Source organism: Acidimicrobiia bacterium (assembly GCA_016650365.1).
GTDB lineage: Bacteria > Actinomycetota > Acidimicrobiia > Spongiisociales > JAENVV01 > JAENVV01.
In genome coordinates this window covers 1-17,250 of record JAENVV010000151.1, presented here as the reverse complement: position 1 = coordinate 17,250, position 17,250 = coordinate 1, and the positions used below count along the sequence as shown (strand labels likewise).

General features: G+C 61.0%; 18 protein-coding genes and 3 tRNA genes. 17 read left to right on the top strand and 4 right to left on the bottom strand.

Features of this window, described 5'->3' with window-relative positions; genetic code table 11:
- Positions 1–120: 120 nt before the first annotated feature.
- From JJE47_09240 to JJE47_09200, 9 genes are all read left to right on the top strand, one after another.
- Complete coding sequence (locus JJE47_09240) at positions 121–1,299, top strand: NAD(P)/FAD-dependent oxidoreductase (GenBank protein ID MBK5267603.1); 1,179 nt, start codon at positions 121–123, stop codon at positions 1,297–1,299.
- An 85-nt stretch (positions 1,300–1,384) separates the two neighbouring features.
- Entirely contained in the window at positions 1,385–2,410 is a 1,026-nt protein-coding gene (locus tag JJE47_09235) for a cation transporter (protein MBK5267602.1), read from the top strand.
- Between the two features lie 484 nt (positions 2,411–2,894).
- Positions 2,895–3,371, top strand: a complete 477-nt coding sequence (locus JJE47_09230) for an S-layer homology domain-containing protein (protein MBK5267601.1) — start codon at positions 2,895–2,897, stop codon at positions 3,369–3,371.
- A 392-nt stretch (positions 3,372–3,763) separates the two neighbouring features.
- Positions 3,764–4,819, top strand: a complete 1,056-nt coding sequence (locus tag JJE47_09225; GenBank protein ID MBK5267600.1) for an alcohol dehydrogenase catalytic domain-containing protein — start codon at positions 3,764–3,766, stop codon at positions 4,817–4,819.
- A 294-nt stretch (positions 4,820–5,113) separates the two neighbouring features.
- Complete coding sequence (locus JJE47_09220; GenBank protein ID MBK5267599.1) at positions 5,114–5,635, top strand: nitroreductase family protein; 522 nt, start codon at positions 5,114–5,116, stop codon at positions 5,633–5,635.
- 5 nt (positions 5,636–5,640) lie between these two features.
- Entirely contained in the window at positions 5,641–6,246 is a 606-nt protein-coding gene (locus JJE47_09215) for a flavin reductase family protein (GenBank protein MBK5267598.1), read from the top strand.
- A 38-nt stretch (positions 6,247–6,284) separates the two neighbouring features.
- Positions 6,285–7,040 carry an SDR family NAD(P)-dependent oxidoreductase gene (locus JJE47_09210; GenBank protein MBK5267597.1) on the top strand — a complete coding sequence of 252 codons (756 nt, stop codon included), beginning with the start codon at positions 6,285–6,287 and terminating at the stop codon, positions 7,038–7,040.
- Positions 7,041–7,063: 23 nt separating this feature from the next.
- The gene (locus JJE47_09205) at positions 7,064–8,503 is read left to right on the top strand and encodes a TldD/PmbA family protein (GenBank protein ID MBK5267596.1); all 1,440 of its coding nucleotides are present in this window, start codon (positions 7,064–7,066) and stop codon (positions 8,501–8,503) included.
- A complete protein-coding gene (locus tag JJE47_09200) occupies positions 8,500–9,831 on the top strand; it encodes a TldD/PmbA family protein (GenBank protein MBK5267595.1) in 1,332 nt (443 codons plus the stop codon). The genes JJE47_09205 and JJE47_09200 overlap by 4 nt, the downstream gene beginning before the upstream one ends.
- Positions 9,832–9,859: 28 nt before the next feature.
- Here JJE47_09200 and JJE47_09195 read toward each other — a convergent pair whose 3' ends face one another.
- Complete coding sequence (locus tag JJE47_09195) at positions 9,860–11,356, bottom strand: aldehyde dehydrogenase family protein (GenBank protein MBK5267594.1); 1,497 nt, start codon at positions 11,354–11,356, stop codon at positions 9,860–9,862.
- A gap of 12 nt (positions 11,357–11,368) precedes the next feature.
- On the bottom strand, positions 11,369–12,010 hold the full coding sequence (locus JJE47_09190) for a DUF429 domain-containing protein (GenBank protein MBK5267593.1): 642 nt from the start codon (positions 12,008–12,010) through the stop codon (positions 11,369–11,371).
- A gap of 174 nt (positions 12,011–12,184) precedes the next feature.
- On the opposite strand from JJE47_09190, the gene JJE47_09185 reads away from it, so the two are divergent.
- On the top strand, positions 12,185–12,544 hold the full coding sequence (locus JJE47_09185) for a hypothetical protein (protein MBK5267592.1): 360 nt from the start codon (positions 12,185–12,187) through the stop codon (positions 12,542–12,544).
- Positions 12,545–12,559: 15 nt separating this feature from the next.
- Here the strand turns inward: JJE47_09185 and JJE47_09180 are convergent, their stop codons facing one another.
- Together JJE47_09180 and JJE47_09175 are read right to left on the bottom strand one after the other, a co-directional pair.
- Positions 12,560–12,961 carry a hypothetical protein gene (locus JJE47_09180; protein MBK5267591.1) on the bottom strand — a complete coding sequence of 134 codons (402 nt, stop codon included), beginning with the start codon at positions 12,959–12,961 and terminating at the stop codon, positions 12,560–12,562.
- A gap of 88 nt (positions 12,962–13,049) precedes the next feature.
- Entirely contained in the window at positions 13,050–14,417 is a 1,368-nt protein-coding gene (locus tag JJE47_09175) for an MFS transporter (GenBank protein ID MBK5267590.1), read from the bottom strand.
- Positions 14,418–14,476: 59 nt separating this feature from the next.
- Here JJE47_09175 and JJE47_09170 point away from each other — a divergent pair, with 59 nt between their 5' ends.
- From JJE47_09170 to JJE47_09140, 7 genes are all read left to right on the top strand, one after another.
- A complete protein-coding gene (locus JJE47_09170; protein ID MBK5267589.1) occupies positions 14,477–14,923 on the top strand; it encodes a GNAT family N-acetyltransferase in 447 nt (148 codons plus the stop codon).
- 103 nt (positions 14,924–15,026) lie between these two features.
- Positions 15,027–15,884, top strand: coding sequence for a zinc metalloprotease HtpX (locus tag JJE47_09165; GenBank protein ID MBK5267588.1), 858 nt, complete (start codon positions 15,027–15,029; stop codon positions 15,882–15,884).
- A complete protein-coding gene (locus JJE47_09160) occupies positions 15,881–16,399 on the top strand; it encodes a hypothetical protein (protein ID MBK5267587.1) in 519 nt (172 codons plus the stop codon). Before JJE47_09165 ends, JJE47_09160 begins: the two co-directional genes overlap by 4 nt.
- A 72-nt stretch (positions 16,400–16,471) precedes the next feature.
- A tRNA-Tyr gene (locus JJE47_09155) sits at positions 16,472–16,553 on the top strand.
- A 37-nt stretch (positions 16,554–16,590) separates the two neighbouring features.
- A tRNA-Thr gene (locus JJE47_09150) sits at positions 16,591–16,663 on the top strand.
- A 72-nt stretch (positions 16,664–16,735) separates the two neighbouring features.
- Positions 16,736–16,809: transfer RNA gene (locus tag JJE47_09145), tRNA-Met, on the top strand.
- A gap of 124 nt (positions 16,810–16,933) precedes the next feature.
- Positions 16,934–17,250, top strand: a 317-nt coding sequence (locus JJE47_09140) for a 50S ribosome-binding GTPase (GenBank protein MBK5267586.1), incomplete at its 3' end; no start/stop codon positions are given.

The window sequence follows — 17,250 nt, the reverse complement described above, 5'->3', positions numbered from 1 at the left end:
GACACCGAACTTGCTGAGGGCTGCCGCCGCAGCACCATGGACGAGCTGACCGACTGGACCCAGCAGGCCGACCGGGTCCTCGTCTTCTGACCTGGCGATCAAGAACGAAAGGACGACATTGTGAATGAAGCCAAGACGGTCGTGATTCTGGGCGGTGGGGTCGGCGGGGTCGTCGCAGCCACCACCCTGCGTAAACGACTCCCCGCCGAGCATCGGGTGGTGCTTGTGGATCGTGAACCCGACCACCTATTCGCACCGTCCCTGCTGTGGCTGATCACCGGCCAACGCACCGCACACCAGATCTCCCGGCCCCTTGACCGACTCACCAAGAAAGGCATCGAGGTCGTCTGCGGCGACATCGACCGAATCGACCCGAACACACGCCAGGTCTCGATCGTCGAAAGCTCTTCTACCGGCGAGACCTCGCGGGACATCGAGGCCGACTATCTGGTGGTGTCGCTGGGAGCCGAACTCGCTCCCGATGTCATCCCTGGCCTGGCCGAGGCCGGACACAGTTTCTACACGTTGGCCGGAGCCGAGACCCTCCGTGACGCACTCCGCACGTTCGATGGCGGCCGGATCGTGGTCCTCACCGCCGCCCCCGCCTACAAGTGCCCGGCCGCCCCGTATGAAGCAGCCATGCTGATCAGCGATCACATCGGGAAACGAAAACTGACCGGTCGAACCCAGATCGACCTGTACGCTGCCGAGCCCGGCCCGCTCGGAGTCGCCGGACCTGACGTGTCAGCGGGTGTGCGTTCAATGGTCGAGGGGGCCGGGATCGGCTATCACCCCGAACACCAGGTTGTCTCGGTCGACCCTACAGAACGGCGCCTCACGTTCGTCAACGGAGCGACCGCCGACTTCGACCTGTTGGCATACGTGCCGCCGCATCGGGCACCAAAGGTGGTTCGCGACGCCGGCCTCGTAGACGACAGCGGTTGGATACCGGCGGATCGAGACACCTTTCACACCCGGTACCCGGGCGTGTACGCCATCGGGGACGTGACGGGTATCCCGCTGAAGATGGGCAAACCGCTTCCCAAGGCTGGGGTGTTCGCCGAACGGGAAGCCAAAGTGGTTGCCCACAACATCATCCGCGACATCACCGGCGAAGGTGAAGCAGAGTCGTTTGACGGTCACGGTGAGTGTTTTGTCGAGACCGGTGGTGGGAAGGCAGGGTTCGGACGGGGCAACTTCTACGCCGAACCCACCCCGCAAGTGGCCCTGCACCCGGTGGGTCGCCGCTGGCACATCGGCAAACTGCTCTTCGAAAAGAACTGGCTCCGCCGATTCTAGGACCGCCCTCGGATCCCATAGACGGGCTTGTTGCGACCCAGTTGCGACTTCTCCGCCGGGCGCTGTCGCACTAACTTCTGTGGTCATGGAACACCCCCCGAATCCGAACCCGCCACACGGTCATGCTGAGCCTGAGCATCCCGGGTTGACTCATTGGCTTCGCCACATCGTCGCCCATGAACACGATCACGGTTCGGCTCACGGTGCGCGGCGTGACACCAGCGTCGAGGGGATCCGAGCCACCAAGGTTTCCTTGGTAGGCCTTGGAGCGACCGCTGCTTTCCAGGCGGTGATCGTCATCTTCTCCGGCTCGGTCGCTCTGCTATCTGACACGGTGCATAACCTGGCCGATGCCCTCACCGCCATCCCCCTGTGGATCGCTTTTTCACTGGCCCGCCGCCGACCCACCCGCAGGTACACCTACGGATTCCACCGGGCAGAAGACGCCGCAGGCCTTCTCATTGTGTTCGCTATCGGAGCCTCCGCCGCGCTCATTATTTGGGAATCGGCCGGCAGGCTGTTCGAACCTCGCCTCATCGACAACATTCCCTGGGTGATCGCTGCCGGCATCATCGGCGCCGCCGGCAACGAACTGGTAGCTCGCTATCGGATCCGGGTAGGCCGTTCGATCGGCTCCGAAGCACTGATCGCCGACGGCCAACACGCCCGCACCGACGCCCTGACCTCCCTCGCAGTCGTCGCCGCCGGGATCGGCGCCGCCCTGGGGGCGGTATGGGTCGACCCCGTCGCCGGCCTGGTGGTCGCCGCCCTCATCCTGTGGCTACTCGGCCGATCCGCCCGCGCCATGACCCGGAGACTCCTCGACGGAGTCGAACCTGAACTGGTCGACAAGACCGAGGCGGTTATCCTGGCGGTCGACGGAGTCCGAGACCTAGCCGATCTGAAAGTCCGCTGGCAAGGCCACCAACTCCACGTCTCCGCGTCCATTGCCGTCGACTCCGACCTGTCGGTTGCCGCCGGACACAACACCGCCCATACCATCGAACACGAACTCCACCATGCCTTCGAGTTTCCGGTCGCCACCGTCATCCACATCGACCCATACGGTCTATCCGAGAGCCACCAACTGACAGACCACCATCGGGAATAGCCACCAAGTTCGCGCCGTCGCCCACACATCGGTCCCTCTCGGCAGGAGGTGTCCACCAGCTGGCACTGATTCAGCAAGCACTGGCGACTTTTGTCAACTCTCCATCGCGCGTCCATCGCGCGAGAGAATGCGATGGGAGGGGAATCAACGCGAAACAACGAGAAACGAAAACAGCCTCTGAGTAGGCAGGTCTTCTGATTACAGCGCGGGTAGACCTGCAGCACCTGATCGGGGTGCAGTCGTCAATCGCGGTGAACTGGTGATACTTCTTGCCGGCCGCTCCGATCGGTTATGAACTGGACCTGATGACCCGGCTGGGGTTTCTCGTAACGTCGCCAACGTTGCTGATGTGGCTTATTGCGCTGCGAGCTGGGCAGCCGATTCAAATCGAGACGTTTCAGAATCCGCCACACCCCCGACGGGCTGAGCAGCTTTATGGAGTGATGCTACCGGGGCGATTGATCTTCAGCCGGTTGGGGCATCAATGAGCTACACGTCTGGGGTTGACGCATCGGGCAGGGTACTAGTTGGGTCTTCGACGTCTGATGGGACTAGCCAGCTTGTGTTGTGGGATATCGACTTGTCTGCGGTTCCTCCACCCCCAGGGTCGTCGGGATTTATTGACATCGCCGGGTCGGTGTTCGTCGCTGATATCGAATGGTTAGCGGCGACCGGGATCACGAAAGGGTGTAACCCTCCGGCGAATACGCTGTTTTGCCCGAACAACCCGGTGACTCGTGGTCAGATGGCGGCGTTCTTACATCGGGCGCTTCCCGGCTTACCACTGGTTCGGGCCGCCGTTGACTTTACCGATGATGACGGGTCGGTGTTCGAGTCTGATATTAAGTGGTTGTATTCGCGGGGTGTCACCCAGGGAACGTCGCCAACCACTTATGGGCCGGACAACCCGGTGACCCGCGGTCAGATGGCCGCCTTTCTCCATCGGGCCCTCGGAAATTGATCGACCTGACTAACCCAAGTGTGGTTTGGTCCAGGACGTTGGACGCTCTCGTTGACGGTCGCACCGAAAGCCGTTGCCACCGTCGACGCACCGCTAGTTGCGATCTGGTGCGCCGCTGGCGTCCGGTCCTGACGCGGGCGGGCGGGATCGGTTGAAAACGCGGTTGGAAACTCCGATTGGTGTTGCTGGCAGCGTTGCTTGTGAGTGTAATGGGATCTCCACCGAGGACAATGTTGCGTTGGGCGCCCGTTGGCGCCCGTGTGGGCAGCGGAGGGTCCGGTTATTGATGGATCGGGGACTTTCGGACGGCAAGGAAGGGACCATTCGTTCTGTCCGAAAGACCCCGGATCTGACATGCTCGGTTCAATAACCTTTCGAAACTGGAGTATCCTATGAAGGCAGTCGTCTACCACGGTCCCGGCAGCAAGGCCTGGGAGGAAGTACCAAACCCGACCATCATCGACCCTACCGACGCCATCGTCAAGGTCGAGACCACGACCATCTGCGGAACCGACCTGCACATCCTCAAAGGTGACGTCCCGGCCGTGACCGAGGGGCGCATCCTCGGCCACGAGGGCGTCGGCATCGTCACCGAAGTAGGCTCCGAGGTGACCGACATCGAGGTCGGTGACCGTGTCATCATCTCTTGTGTCACCAAGTGTGGAACCTGCTCCTACTGTCTGGCGAACATGCCGTCGCACTGCAAAACCGTAGGCGGGATCGGCTGGATCTTCGGCCACCTCATCGACGGTACCCAGGCAGAGTATGTGCGGGTGCCCTTCGCCGACAACGGTCTGATCCGGTTGCCCGAGGGCGTTAGCGACGAACAAGGTGTGATGCTCAGTGACATCCTTCCGACCGGCTATGAGATCGGCGTGCAATACGGTGGTGTCAGCGAAGGCGACGTAGTGGCTGTCATTGGAGTGGGTCCGGTCGGCCTAGCCGCGATCATGACCGCGGGCAACGCAGGCGCGGCCAAAGTCATCGCCGTCGATGGCAACGCTTTCCGCCTCGCTCAAGCCCTGGAGTTCGGCGCCACCGACGCGATCAACATCAAAGAGGTCGACGATGTCGTCGCCGCCCTCAAGGCCATGTCAGACGACGGCCTCGGTGTAGATGTGGCCATCGAGGCAGTTGGGGTGCCAGCAACCTGGGACACCGCTTTGGCGTCCATTCGTCCCGGGGGCAACGTGGCCAACGTGGGAGTGCACGGGTCCGCCGTTGAGTTCCCAATCCAGGAGCAATGGATCAACAACATCACCATCACAACCGGACTCGTCAATGCAGTCACCACCGAGGAGTTGCTAGCCGACATCGAGTCGGGTGTCATCGCCCCCGAAAAGTTCACGACCCACCGATTCGCGCTCGACGACATCATGGAGGCCTACGACGTATATGAGAATGCCGTCGACCACGACGCCCTCAAGGTTGTCCTCACCGCTGGATAGCGTCAGCCAGAACTATCTGACGGCTACCCCTCGGTAGGACGAATATGGCTCCAATCCGTACGAACAATACGGGTTGGAGCCCTCCATCGTTGTCCCGATCCAACGTGGCAGAACCACCGCCTGCTACGTCATGAGGCAATGACGCGATTGGATTGATCGAACATTTGTTCGACAACGGAGGGTTAAGGTAGAGACGTTGGTGAGAGAGCAGATTCTGAATACCATCGTGAGTGGTCGAGTTGGGAGGAGCCAGACCTCGTTAGGCTGCGTATCATCAGACTTTGAGGGGTTCTCATGGCAACCTACGACGATATCGTTGGCCTCCGGACGGTTCGACGTTTCCAGAAACGTCCGGTCGCGGACAAGGACCTCGCGGCGGTCCTGGAAGCTGCCCGGTGGACCGGCTCGGCCAAGAACTTGCAGCTCTGGTCATTCATAGTCATCGACGATCCTGAGCAAAAGGCTCGACTGGTCGAGACCGGGAGCTTCATGACTCCGGTCATCAACGCTCCGATGGCAATCGCCCTGGTGCGGATGGAAGGCGGTTACGACTTCGACACGGGTCGGGTTGCTCAGAACCTGATGCTGGCGGCCGATGCCATCGGGCTGGGGTCCTGCCCGGTGACCCTGCACGATGATGCGGCGGCCCGGGCGGTTCTCCAACTCCCGGACGACACCTATTGCCGCTATGCGGTTGCGCTCGGCTATGAGAACAAGCAGGCCGAACAGGAGGCTCGCCAGGAGCAACGCAGCCGTCTACCGGTGGGACGCAAACCGCTCGATGAACTGGTACATCGCAACTATTGGAACGGCTAGGGGGCGTGGCGACGTTCCGGGTGTCGGAAATGGCGCCCATGGCCGGCTACCAACTGGCGAGCGGCCTTGTCGTACCCCGTCCGATTGGATGGATCGGTTCGGTCGGCGACTCCGGCGTCTTCAATCTGGCCCCGTTTTCCTTTTTCAACGTCGTGGGAGCCAACCCTCCCTGCGTGGTGGTTTCCCCGCTTACGAGGGATGGGCATCCAAAAGACACGCTTGCAAATATCCGGCAAAGTGGCGAATTCACGCACAATGTTGTTACCCGCGAGGTTATCGATGCGGTCAACGCGACGTCGGCAACCCTCGATCACGACGTCGACGAATTCGCCCATGCCGGTCTCACCGCCGTTCCGTCCGAAACGATCGCAGCGCCCCGGGTGGGCGAGGCCAAGGCCTCGTTCGAATGTGTGCTGGTAGACATCATCGCGGTAGGCAGCGGACCGATGAGTGGCAATCTGATCATTGGCGAGATCAAGGTTTTTCACGTCGACGATGAGCTTCTTGACGGTACCCGGATTAATCAACGAAAGCTGAACGCGGTTGGTCGGATGGCCGGCATGGACTACACCACAACCAGCGACGTGTTCTCGATCGACCGACCAGCTTGATGCCGTTGCCCGGTGGTGATTGACGCGTGGCCACGGCACTGATTACCGGCGCCTCCGCCGGGATCGGAGAAGAGTTCGCCAGGCAATTGGCAGCCGACGGTTTCGATCTTGTGCTCGTAGCCCGCAGGACCGACCGGCTTGAAGATCTGGCAACCCAGCTTCGGAACACCCATGGGGTGAGAGTCGTCGTGTATTCGGGCGACTTGAGCCTGCCTGGCACTCCTCATGAAATCTTTGCCAGTTCCGAGTCGGTAGGGCTCACCATCGACTACCTGGTGAACAATGCCGGAGTGTCCGGTCCGCATCTCCTGCGTGATCGGGACTGGGCCGATCATGAGGCGTTTATACGCCTCATGATGACGTCGGTCGCCGAAATGTGTCACCTGTATCTCCCCGGCATGCAAGAGCGGGCCTATGGCCGGGTCATCAACGTTGCGTCGGTGGCCGGACTTGTGATGGCACCCGGCGGGGCCAACTACGGGCCCGCCAAGGCGTACGTCGTGAGGCTGTCCGAGGAGCTGGCGATGCTCGCCAAGCCGCACGGTGTCCATGTGACTGCCCTATGCCCGGGCTTCACCCACACCGAGTTCCATGACGTCGGCGGGCTTCGGACCATGAAGTCCGGACTTCCGAACCTGCTTTGGTATCCGGCGGCGGTCGTCGTCCATGATGGGCGCAAGGCAGTCGAAGCCGGTAAGTCCGTCCAGGTGAGCGGTAGGCTCTACCGCGTCGTGGTGCCGCTTCTGCGGTTCGGGGCCATCAGGAAGATTGTTATGCGTTGGCGAAGCCGCTGACGAAAACCGGAGGCTGTGAAGAATTGTTTGAAATCTCGGACGAAGGAGTGGCCGCTGCCCTGGCCAGCGGAGCAAGCTACGCGGATGCCCGGGTTGTGATCCGCAGGGAACAGGCGGTGTCCGGTCGCAATGGCGCCATCGAAGGTCTTCGGGAAACCGAGTCTGCCGGGGTGGGCGTTCGGGCATTGGTGGGCTCCTCGTGGGGGTTCTTCGCCACCGAGGACCTCACGGCGGTTGGGGCACGAATGGTCGGTCGTCAGGCCGTCGCCATCGCTCTGGCTTCATCGACCGTTCCCGGTCGACCTTTGGAACTGGCGGCCGTGCCGGCGGTTGTCGACACCTATGAAACACCCCACATGGAAGACCCTTTCGAGGTTTCATTGACCGAAAAGGCCGACCTCGCCATCGACCTCACCGCCGCCATGATGTCGGGGGCCGATGTCACGAAGGCGGTGGCGGCGTTCATGTTCTGGGACACCGAGAAGTGGTTTGTCTCTTCGCAGGGCTCGCGTATTCATCAACACATCGTTGAGTCCGGCGGCGGTATGAGTGCCGTCGCCGTCAAAGGCGGCGAGTCCCAGGTGCGCTCGTACCCGCAGTCCTACGGTCAGTTTGAAACCGGCGGCTATGAAGTCGTTCGAGATCTCGCTTTTGCGGAGCACACGGGTCAGTTGGCCGACGAAGCCGCCGCCCTCCTGCGAGCCGATCAATGCCCGGCCGGCGAAGTAGACCTGATACTCGACGGTTCTCAACTCTCTTTGCAGATTCACGAGTCGGTCGGACATGCCATCGAACTCGACCGAATTCTTGGCTGGGAAGCCGCTTTCGCAGGGACCTCGTTCCTCCCGTTGGAGCAACTCGGTTCATTCCGATACGGGTCCCCACTGATGAACATCACCGCCGACGCGACGATTCCGGGCGCCCTGGGAACCTACGGATATGACGACGAAGGTACCCCCGCTCAGAACGTGACGATTGTGGATCAAGGAGTTTGGAAGGGCGTGTTATCGGGTCGCGACTCGGCGGCCATTGCCGGAGTCGAGCCGGGTGGGATGGTGCGGGGCGATGGGTACGCTCGCATGCCGATGGTGAGAATGACCAACGTTGGGCTACTCCCTGGAGAAAGCAGCTTCGATGAGATGGTGGCCGACACGAAAGACGGTATCTATATGGCAACCAACCGGTCCTGGTCGATCGATGACCAGCGACTCAACTTTCAGTTCGGAACTGAGATCGGTTGGGAAATCAAGAACGGCAAATTGGGGCGAATGCTTCGAAACCCGACGTACACGGGAATCACCCCGACGTTTTGGGGGTCGTTGGATCGCCTGGCGGGACCCGATGAATGGGTTCATTGGGGGACGCCGAACTGCGGAAAAGGCCAGCCCATGCAGACCGGTCACACCGGTCATTCAGCTTCGCCCGGTCGTTTCCGCAACGTCAGAGTGGGGGTGACGGGATGACCGATCCGATCGCAGTTCGGAACCAGGTGTTGGAACGGATCGGAGAACGAGCCGACGCTCAGGTCGTGGCGACCATCGGTCCGTCCGAACTGACTCGTTTCGCCAACTCGTTCATCCACCAGAACGTCGGTGAGATCCGCTCCAGCGTCGTGCTCACGGTCATCTCGGATGGTCGCGTCGCCGAGTTGGTCGGATCGTCAACCTCGGATGCCGGGCTGGCCCGCCTGGTTGAACAAGGCCTTGAACTCGTCAGGATCTCACCGATTGATGCCGATTGGCCCGGGTTGGCATCACCCGCTCCACTCGGGGAAATGCCTGGCCGGGTTGAAACCGAGCCGACCCCCCAGCATCGGGCCGACGCGGTGAAGTCATTCCTGGGAGCCGGTCCCGATCTGAACGGGGCTGGTTTCTGCTCCACGGAACGATTGGAATCGGCCTTCGGCAACACGAAGGGGCTGATGGCCGATGGAGTGGCCACCAGGACCGTTTTCGACGGGATTCTTCGCACTGACACCTCGTCCGGATCGGCCCATCACTGTTCGTCCGATTTCCAGTCGCTCGACGCCGACGCCTTGGGACGGCTGGCCTACGAGCGGGCCATCCTGGGTGCCGATCCAATCACCATCGAAACCGGCACGTATGAGGTCGTGCTCGGCCACGATGCAATGGCCGAGGTAGTCATGGAACTCGGGCTCTATGGCTTCGGCGGCCGGAGTGTTGTCGATCAGGAGTCGTTCGTTGAGCCAGGCGCCAGTCAGTTCGATCGGGCAATAACCATCGTTGACGATGCGCTGGCGCCGGGTGGCGTCAATTATGCCTTCGACGTCGAGGGGACTCCGAAGGAACGGTTGGTCCTGGTCGATGCCGGAGTTTCCGGTGGACCATGTCACAGTCGCCGGACCGGTCGCCGCATGGGAGTGCGCTCTAATGGGTATGCTCCGTCGGGAGATCTAGGTGAGTGGTATGGCGGCGGGCCAATGGACATTATGGTGGCGCCTGGTACCAAAACGGTCGATGAGTTGATCGGCGAAGTCGAGCGTGGCATGTATGTCGCGACCTTCAACTACTGCAGGTGCCTCGAGCCGTTGACGGTGGAAGTGACCGGGCTGACTCGTAATGGCACGTTCCTCATCGAGAACGGTGAGATCGTCCGGGGGTTGACCAACATGCGATTCACTCAATCATTTGTCGAAGCGGTCGCTCCGGGAAACGTTCTGGGACTGAGTAACGATCCGAGATTCGGGCACGCCGACGCCGGCCCGGCATATGTCCGGGCGCCCGCCGCCCGACTGGCCCGCTTCAACTTCACCGGCAACGCCGACGGCTAGACGGTCTCCGGGAAAGGTTCTGCGGCTGCTATCGGTGAAGACCGGGGTCGGTCTGGGTTGCCCTGGTTCGGACCGTGAACACCGAGTCACCTGACAGAATCCCGCCTCGAGCGAACAACCTCCCGAATTGCCAGTTCGACAGGCCGAGTTCTGGCCGGTCGAGAGCGTATTGGCCGTCCACCCATCGGGTAAAACCGTCTCCGACGAACGGAGAGTCAATCCCGGCGAAGAATCGCTCCTGACGCCCGGAATCGGCGTCAATGAGGCTCGCGGCGAATCGCGGGCTCTGGGCATTGAACAGTGTGACGGCCTCATCGATACTCTCGACCACCGCCAACGTCATTTCGGGACTCTGTTCCCATTCCCACTCATGGCCCAACCGGTCGGCGGCGATGGGTGCGGCTTTCGGTTCGATCACGTCTCCTTCGGCCCGGTTGATGGGGAGAAGGGTCGTGAACCAAGCCTCGGGCACATACCGACGGGCGGTCTCCGTTACGTGCAATTTTGGATTGGTACCCAACTCCTTGGCGGCGGCCTCCAATCCATCGAGAACTGCCGGCACCAGGTCGGTCCGGTCTCCAACCACGCACACTGTGTTCAGGGTGTTGCACACTTTGCGGTCAAGGGAGTGTTGGATGACTCGCCGGAGCCGATCCGGGTCGGCTCCGGGTCCGACGACGATCCAGGCTCCGCCGGTTCCGTGCAGACTGACCGGGATTCCGGCCTGGCGTGCCACGGAGCCGAGTTGAGCGACCGCCTCACCGCTACCGCGGGCCACGGCCAAAGAAAGCCGCGGGTTTGAGAACATGGCCCACCCCGCTGATCGAGCGGGGGAGTCAACCAGAGAAACTGCTCCCTCCGGTAATCCAGCTGCCGCGATCGCCGGGTCCAGTGCATGTTCAACGATCGCTCGGGCAGTCCCAAGGGCATCGGAGCCGATCCGGAATACCACCGTGTTGCCGGCTCTCAGCACGCCAGTGGCGTCGGCGAACACGTTTGGCCGGCCCTCGAACACAAATCCGACGACGCCGAGGCCGGCCCGTACGAGCCGCACCGACCACCCGTCGTGATCAACCTGCTCAAACACCGAACCCGACAGAGCGGGTGTCTCGGCCCAACCGTCAAGTCCGGCAATCATGTCAGAGCGCATGGCGTCCGACAGCACTAGGCGGGTCGTTGATTTGCCGCGTGCCCGGGCAGCGGCCACATCCGCCTCGTTGGCAGCGCGGATGCGGGCAAATGACGTGTCGTCGGCGAGTCGGGCGGCGAACTCGTTGTAGAAGGCGGTGACCTGTTCGTCGGTTGTCGAACCCAACGCTGAGAAGGCGCCGGCCGCTCGACCAACTGCTCCTGATGCCACCGACCATACCGAAGCCGGGATATGCAGAAGATCCCCCGTGTCCTGGACGACGACCAGTCGGTCACCCGACTTGAAGGCATCGGCAAGTTCGTCGGAAACGTACGCAACCTGATTGCCGCCGTACGGGATGGGCATGTTGGGGGTGAGAGCGTCGAGCAGCGTCATGTGAGCAGGGTACTAAATCCAGATGTATCCACCGGCTTCGTCTCCGATCTTCTGAGCCGAGCCGCGACCGATCCGGTCGGCACTCCAGGCGGCCGCGCAGGCGTCCAGGAGGTCGTCGGTGGGGACGCCACCGGCCGTCCCCACGTCCACTGGAATGGTGATGCCGTGTTCGGTAAGGAGATCCAAGCGCTGCCGCATGCCAGTCCAGGACTTTTTGGAGGCCAGTCGGTGGCCGGAGTTCATGGCGCTGAAACTGAGCTCCGGATGGACTTCATGGAGAGCCAGTCGGCTATCCCGGGCATCAATAATGGCCCGGCGGAGGGCGTAGGCCTGAGCAGAGATTCCGTAGCCATAGACCTGACGCGCTCGAGTCAGAGCCGCCTGATAGGTTGCCTCGGCGAGTACGTCGGAAGGTGGCGTCGAGAATACCGACGACGACCGTCCTGGCAACAAGCTGCGCGCCAGTGACTCAGCGCTTCGACGCCCTGCCATCGGGGTGGTGAGTGGAATGTCGATCCCAATTGCGGTCGCTCCGTCACAGATCGGGGGTGACGGCGTGAGGGTGTCGCACACGGTGGCGCCTGCAAATCGGCCAGATTCCAGGGCGACAATCGCCCACCGTCGGGCGCTGCCATCGATTCCGACCACTTTCAATGGCAGTCGCCCGATTGGGGTCCTGTTGTCTGGCTCGCCCTTTTCATCGATGCACCCTAAACGGGCTTTCCATCCCCGCTCAAGGCCGTTCCTTGATCGACCGCCGATAGTGGGAGAGAGCCGGTTTCTGTTGGTCCAACAAACGAACGCTATGTGGCTCGCTGATTTGATCAAGTGAGCGATGTGTATAAGGCGATCCCTCTTGAGCTGAGGTCTGAGACAGCCATCTTCACAGGTTCATACGGTGAGGCGGGCGCCATTGACATCCTCGGCCCGGCAGTGGGGTTGCCACCCGCCGTTTCGGGGCACAACAACTACTATTTGTGGGGTCCGCCCGAAGCCCATGGACCGATCATTGGAGTCGGTTATGTGAAGGACGTTATGGATCTCGTATGCCCGGGATATGAGACCGTTGCATCGATTTCCAACCCGTACGGCGTAGCGAACGAAGAAGCTGGTCTCCCGCTATATCTGTGCCTTGAACCAGACGCCCAACTGTCTGGCGTCTGGGAGTCGGTGAAACATTACAACTGACGTTGGGTGGCCTGGCTAGTCCTCATCAGGGTCGGACATTTCGTCGACGAAAATCGACTTGCCCGTACCGAGCATCGCCACCGACACCAATTGGTCGGTGGCTAGCGCAGCAACGGCCCGACCGTACGCAATGTCGGCTCGTTCATCAAAGGTCGGGTACTCGCGCGGGTCGATGTTGTAGGCAAACCCTGCCTCAATGCCCATCCATCCTCTCGGGTGGTGGATCGTGAGTTTCGTCTGGTACAGCTTCTCGTCCCAGCCGTCCGACACACGGATGTCAACGTCGCATTCGAACATGTGTCTTTTTGGACCGGGGACCGGGCGCGAGGTCGACTCAACATCAACGAAAACATGACGCACCGGGTCTGTGTGGACATCTGCGAGGTCGGTCGTCGTCCGAGGATCAGGCTGAAACATATCGCCTCCCTTCGCTTGTAGTTAATCAATATCACGGGCCTATTCCCCCAGCAAGGGTCTTTTGTCCGGTACGACCAACGATTCTCGGTCACCTCTCAGCTCGCTGGGTAAGGGTCCGCCTGACGTTCTCGATGTCGTCAGGAGCGGTTTTGGTGAGACGCCAATAGCAATAGCCGGTTGGTAAAAAGAACAACTGGAATCCGGCCAGGGCGATGGCGTAATTCCTGGAGACTGCGGCCGTGGTTATGAAGGTCGCCGTGACCCAACCGACCAGTCCATTGCCCGTGCTCCGGCTAACTCCCTCAGCCAGGGTCACCAACCCGAAAACGGTCCCCCGGTGCTCCGGCAGATTGACGTCGACGACGAGGGCGAACGCATTCGGCGAATCGGCGGACGTCAAAACCACTGCCGCAAAGGCCAAGAAAAAGGCCAGGGCTACCCATCCATTGGTTACAAAACTGATCATTACTTCCCGGGTCACCTGGCTGGAACTGGCTCCATCGGTAAGGGGAAGGGCTTTGAGAGGAACGAAGAAGAACGCCAGAAAGAAGGGAACCGCGCCAAGGATCGAGATGGTCGATAGGCGGGCCCGGCCACTGAGCGTGCGTCTTTGCCATCGGTCGCCGAGCCATCCAGCTCCGATCGAGGTGATCGCGGCGAGTTGCAGGACCGAGAAATACAAGCCACCGGCCCGGGTGGAGGTTTCGATGCTGTACCCAAGTTCGGCGATCTTGGTCTGGTACAGCAGGGGAACCCACAAGAGAGACCCGTAGGCGAACTGGGCAGCGAGGCCCTTGCTGATGAGCCATGTGTTCGATCGGCGCCGGATGATGGCAGGCAGTTCGGCCAATTCGATCCGCTCTTCGAGTTCCGATGCGCGACCCACCAATTCAGGGTCCGACTGTCCTCTCGCCGGGTCTTGAGTGGTCAGAAACAGGACGGCAAAGCCGGCCCCGACCGCCGCCAGAAGCCCCATGGGTCGTCGCCAGTCGCCGGCGCCAAGTTGGCTGGCCGCCAACCCACCGATCAAGCCGCCCGCCCCCTGAGACAGACCCCAAAAGCTGAGTGCCAGACCCCGCCGGTGCGGCGGCACGAAGTCAGATACGACTGAGAACCCGACCGACGTGATTGATCCGAATCCGATGGCGGCCACCATCATGGCGACGAACAAGCCACCATATGTTTGAGAATTGGCGGCTGCGAATACGCCCCCAACCCAGATGATGGTGCCCCAGAAAAGGAGATTCTTCCGACCGGTCCGATCTCCGAAGAAACCCCACACGGCCGCGGTAAATGCGGTCAGCAGGATCACGGCAGCCGTGAGCCCACCCAGGGCCGCCTCGGAGACCCCGAGGTCGTCAGCGATCGGCAGCACCATACTCGGGATCATCATGATGGCAGCGTTGTCCAACGACGCCAGAACAACGAATACGCCGATGGTCCACAGTTTCCGCACGGCCGCATTGTGGCAGGACCGGGCCAGTTTCCGATGCCGCCCCAACTAGGGTCGTCCCGATGCCACCAAGTCTCATTCCACCGTTCGATGCCCTCGACCTCAGACGTCGGATTCTTCGTCCGGAAGCCGTCTCCGATGACGCGGTTAGATATCCCGAAGAGCGGTTTGAAACGACGGCTACCTACGGGATCGAGGTGGATGGTGTATTGGTGTCGGTCGGCACCATCATGCGTTCTCCCTACCCGGGATCCGGGGATGAGCCAGCCTGGCGAATTCGTGGGATGGCAACCGAGCCGCCATTCCGAAGCCGTGGGTTTGGAGGACAGATACTCGAGGCACTGCTGTGCCACGCCAGGGACGGGGGCGGTGGCCGTGTGTGGTGCAATGCTCGCGTTGATGCGGTCCCTTTTTATGAACGGTTCGGCTTTGCGACCCGCGGCGACGTTTTTCTGACCGCGGGAGACCGACCTCACGTCCTCATGTACCTCGACCGCCAGCAATCGTGAGTGCCGATTCACACCGTCACCCATGGCTACGAGCGGTCCCGGAATTTAGTCGATGTTTAACCGCCGGCGCTTCATAAAGGGCCCGACGGGGTACGATTGGTAAGTGACGAATAACCTGAAAACCGTGGCTCTTCTCGGATTCCTCTCAGCCCTCGTGTGGTGGATCGGGATCGCGCTGTTCCCCAATGGGGGCATCTACATTGGGCTCTTGTTCGCGGTCGGTATCAACGCGGTCGCCTACTTCTTTTCCGACAAGATGGCGATCATGTCGGCCCGCGCCCAGCCGGTCCCGGACAATGAGCTTCCCGAAGTCCAAGCCATTTTGAACCGGCTTGCCCAATACATGGACATGCCAAAGCCGCGCCTCTACTTCATCAACTCGCCACAGCCGAATGCCTTCGCCACCGGACGCAACCCCAAACATGCCGTGGTGGCGGTCACGGCCGGCATCATTCAGTTGCTGAACCGCGACGAACTTGAGGGCGTAATCGCTCACGAACTGGCCCATGTTCGCAACCGCGACATTCTCATATCCTCGATCGCGGCGATGCTGGCAGCCGCCCTCTCCATTTTTGGCCGTATGGCCCTCTTCTCGGGTGGAGGCCGAGGCCGCGACAACAACCCGATCGCAGGGGTGATGGCTCTGCTGTCGATTTTCCTCGCCCCGATCGCAGCCATGATCATTCGGATGGCCATTTCTCGTTCTCGCGAGTTCGAAGCCGACCAAACCGGCGCGATGATTACGGGACGGCCATTGAACCTCGCTTCGGCACTCGCCAAGATCAGTCAAGGTACCGCCCAGATCCCCATGCGGGTCAACCCGGCCGTCTCGCAACTCTTTATCGCCGACCCGCTCAAAGCTCTCAATGCGCGCCAGACCATGGGCAAACTATTTTCGACGCACCCTCCCATCGAGGAACGGATCGCCCGCCTCACCGCTCAGTCGAGCGGAATGCGTTGATAGTCCTTTCCCAGGAAGACGCCACGATCACCGCGATCGTTCTGACGCTGGTCGTCGCCGGGTGGGGGATGGCTACATCAGTCATCTCGGCGGTCAAAGGACCAGCCTGGGGCGTGGGATTCATCATGAGGACCCGCCGTTTGTGGCTCGGTTTGGTGGTCGTGGGTTTGGTTGGCCTGTTCCTGGTTGATCCACAGTGGTTGGCCTTTGTTGTTGCGTACCTGGGTGCGTCTGCCTGGTGGCTTGGGTCGATGGTTCGCCAGAGAACGTCCGCGTTGCTGGAACTCGGAGAGGGCCACGCCGTTTCTTCGCTTCGTCAGGGCCAGATCCTGCGTTGGACCGGATATGGCATGGGTGCGGTCGCCGCAGTGATCGGCTACGCAGCCCAACTGGCCTGGGAACGATTCCCCGGCCTGGCGGTCGCCTGCGCAGCCTTCGCTATTCTTGCTCTGAGCTCGGGATTGTTCCTGGTTGTGAGGTCTCAGAGACTCCAGACCGAAGATCAGATGGAGTGACTCAAGGGAACTCAATTAGGCGGGTGCCGCAGAATTGCTAATCTATCCCCCGCCCGAGAGCAGTCTCGGTCTGCCGGGATGCCCGAGCGGTCAAAGGGAGCAGACTGTAAATCTGCCGGCTTCGCCTTCGGAGGTTCAAATCCTTCTCCCGGCACGGGTCCCGGACAAGCCCGGGATCTAGTACAACTTACGCCTCCTTAGCTCAGTTGGTAGAGCGCATCCATGGTAAGGATGAGGTCTCCGGTTCAAATCCGGAAGGAGGCTCAGGTTTTCTTCGGAAAGCCCAATAGACCAGCAGTGTCACGACGTTGAACAAAGTGTTCTCGCCGAGCACGAGGCGGCGTAGCTCAGTTGGTAAGAGCGCTCGACTCATAATCGAGAGGTCGGCAGTTCAAGTCTGCCCGCCGCTACGGAAATGGATAGGTGTAAAGCAGCTTTCAGCTGTCCGCGTTACGGCGTCGAGAGCTGACGGCTGACAGTATGCCTAGTCGTTCCGAAACGAAATGACAGAGCCACGCAAGAAGGAGAACCGGCATGGCCAAGAGTAAATTTGAGCGGACCAAGCCGCATGTAAATGTGGGAACGATGGGACACATCGACCACGGTAAAACCACGTTGACTGCCGCCATCACGAAGGTGTTGGGCGATCGCATTCCGGGGTCCCCGGTCTATGCATTCGACGAGATCGACAAGGCGCCAGAAGAGAAAGAGCGTGGCATCACGATCTCGATTTCCCATGTCGAGTATGAGACGGCGAAGCGTCACTACGCACATGTCGACATGCCAGGTCACGCTGACTACATCAAGAACATGATCACCGGTGCGGCCCAGGTCGACGGTGCCATTCTTGT

Bases quoted from the DNA above. Each gene is read 5' to 3' on its own strand.
- JJE47_09235 (MBK5267602.1), top strand. From the start codon at position 1,385: ATGGAACACCCCCCGAATCCGAACCCGCCACACGGTCATGCTGAGCCT.
- JJE47_09230 (MBK5267601.1), top strand. From the start codon at position 2,895: ATGAGCTACACGTCTGGGGTTGACGCATCGGGCAGGGTACTAGTTGGG.
- JJE47_09225 (MBK5267600.1), top strand. From the start codon at position 3,764: ATGAAGGCAGTCGTCTACCACGGTCCCGGCAGCAAGGCCTGGGAGGAA.
- JJE47_09220 (MBK5267599.1), top strand. From the start codon at position 5,114: ATGGCAACCTACGACGATATCGTTGGCCTCCGGACGGTTCGACGTTTC.
- JJE47_09200 (MBK5267595.1), top strand. From the start codon at position 8,500: ATGACCGATCCGATCGCAGTTCGGAACCAGGTGTTGGAACGGATCGGA.
- JJE47_09195 (MBK5267594.1), bottom strand. From the start codon at position 11,356: ATGACGCTGCTCGACGCTCTCACCCCCAACATGCCCATCCCGTACGGC.
- JJE47_09180 (MBK5267591.1), bottom strand. From the start codon at position 12,961: ATGTTTCAGCCTGATCCTCGGACGACGACCGACCTCGCAGATGTCCAC.
- JJE47_09170 (MBK5267589.1), top strand. From the start codon at position 14,477: ATGCCACCAAGTCTCATTCCACCGTTCGATGCCCTCGACCTCAGACGT.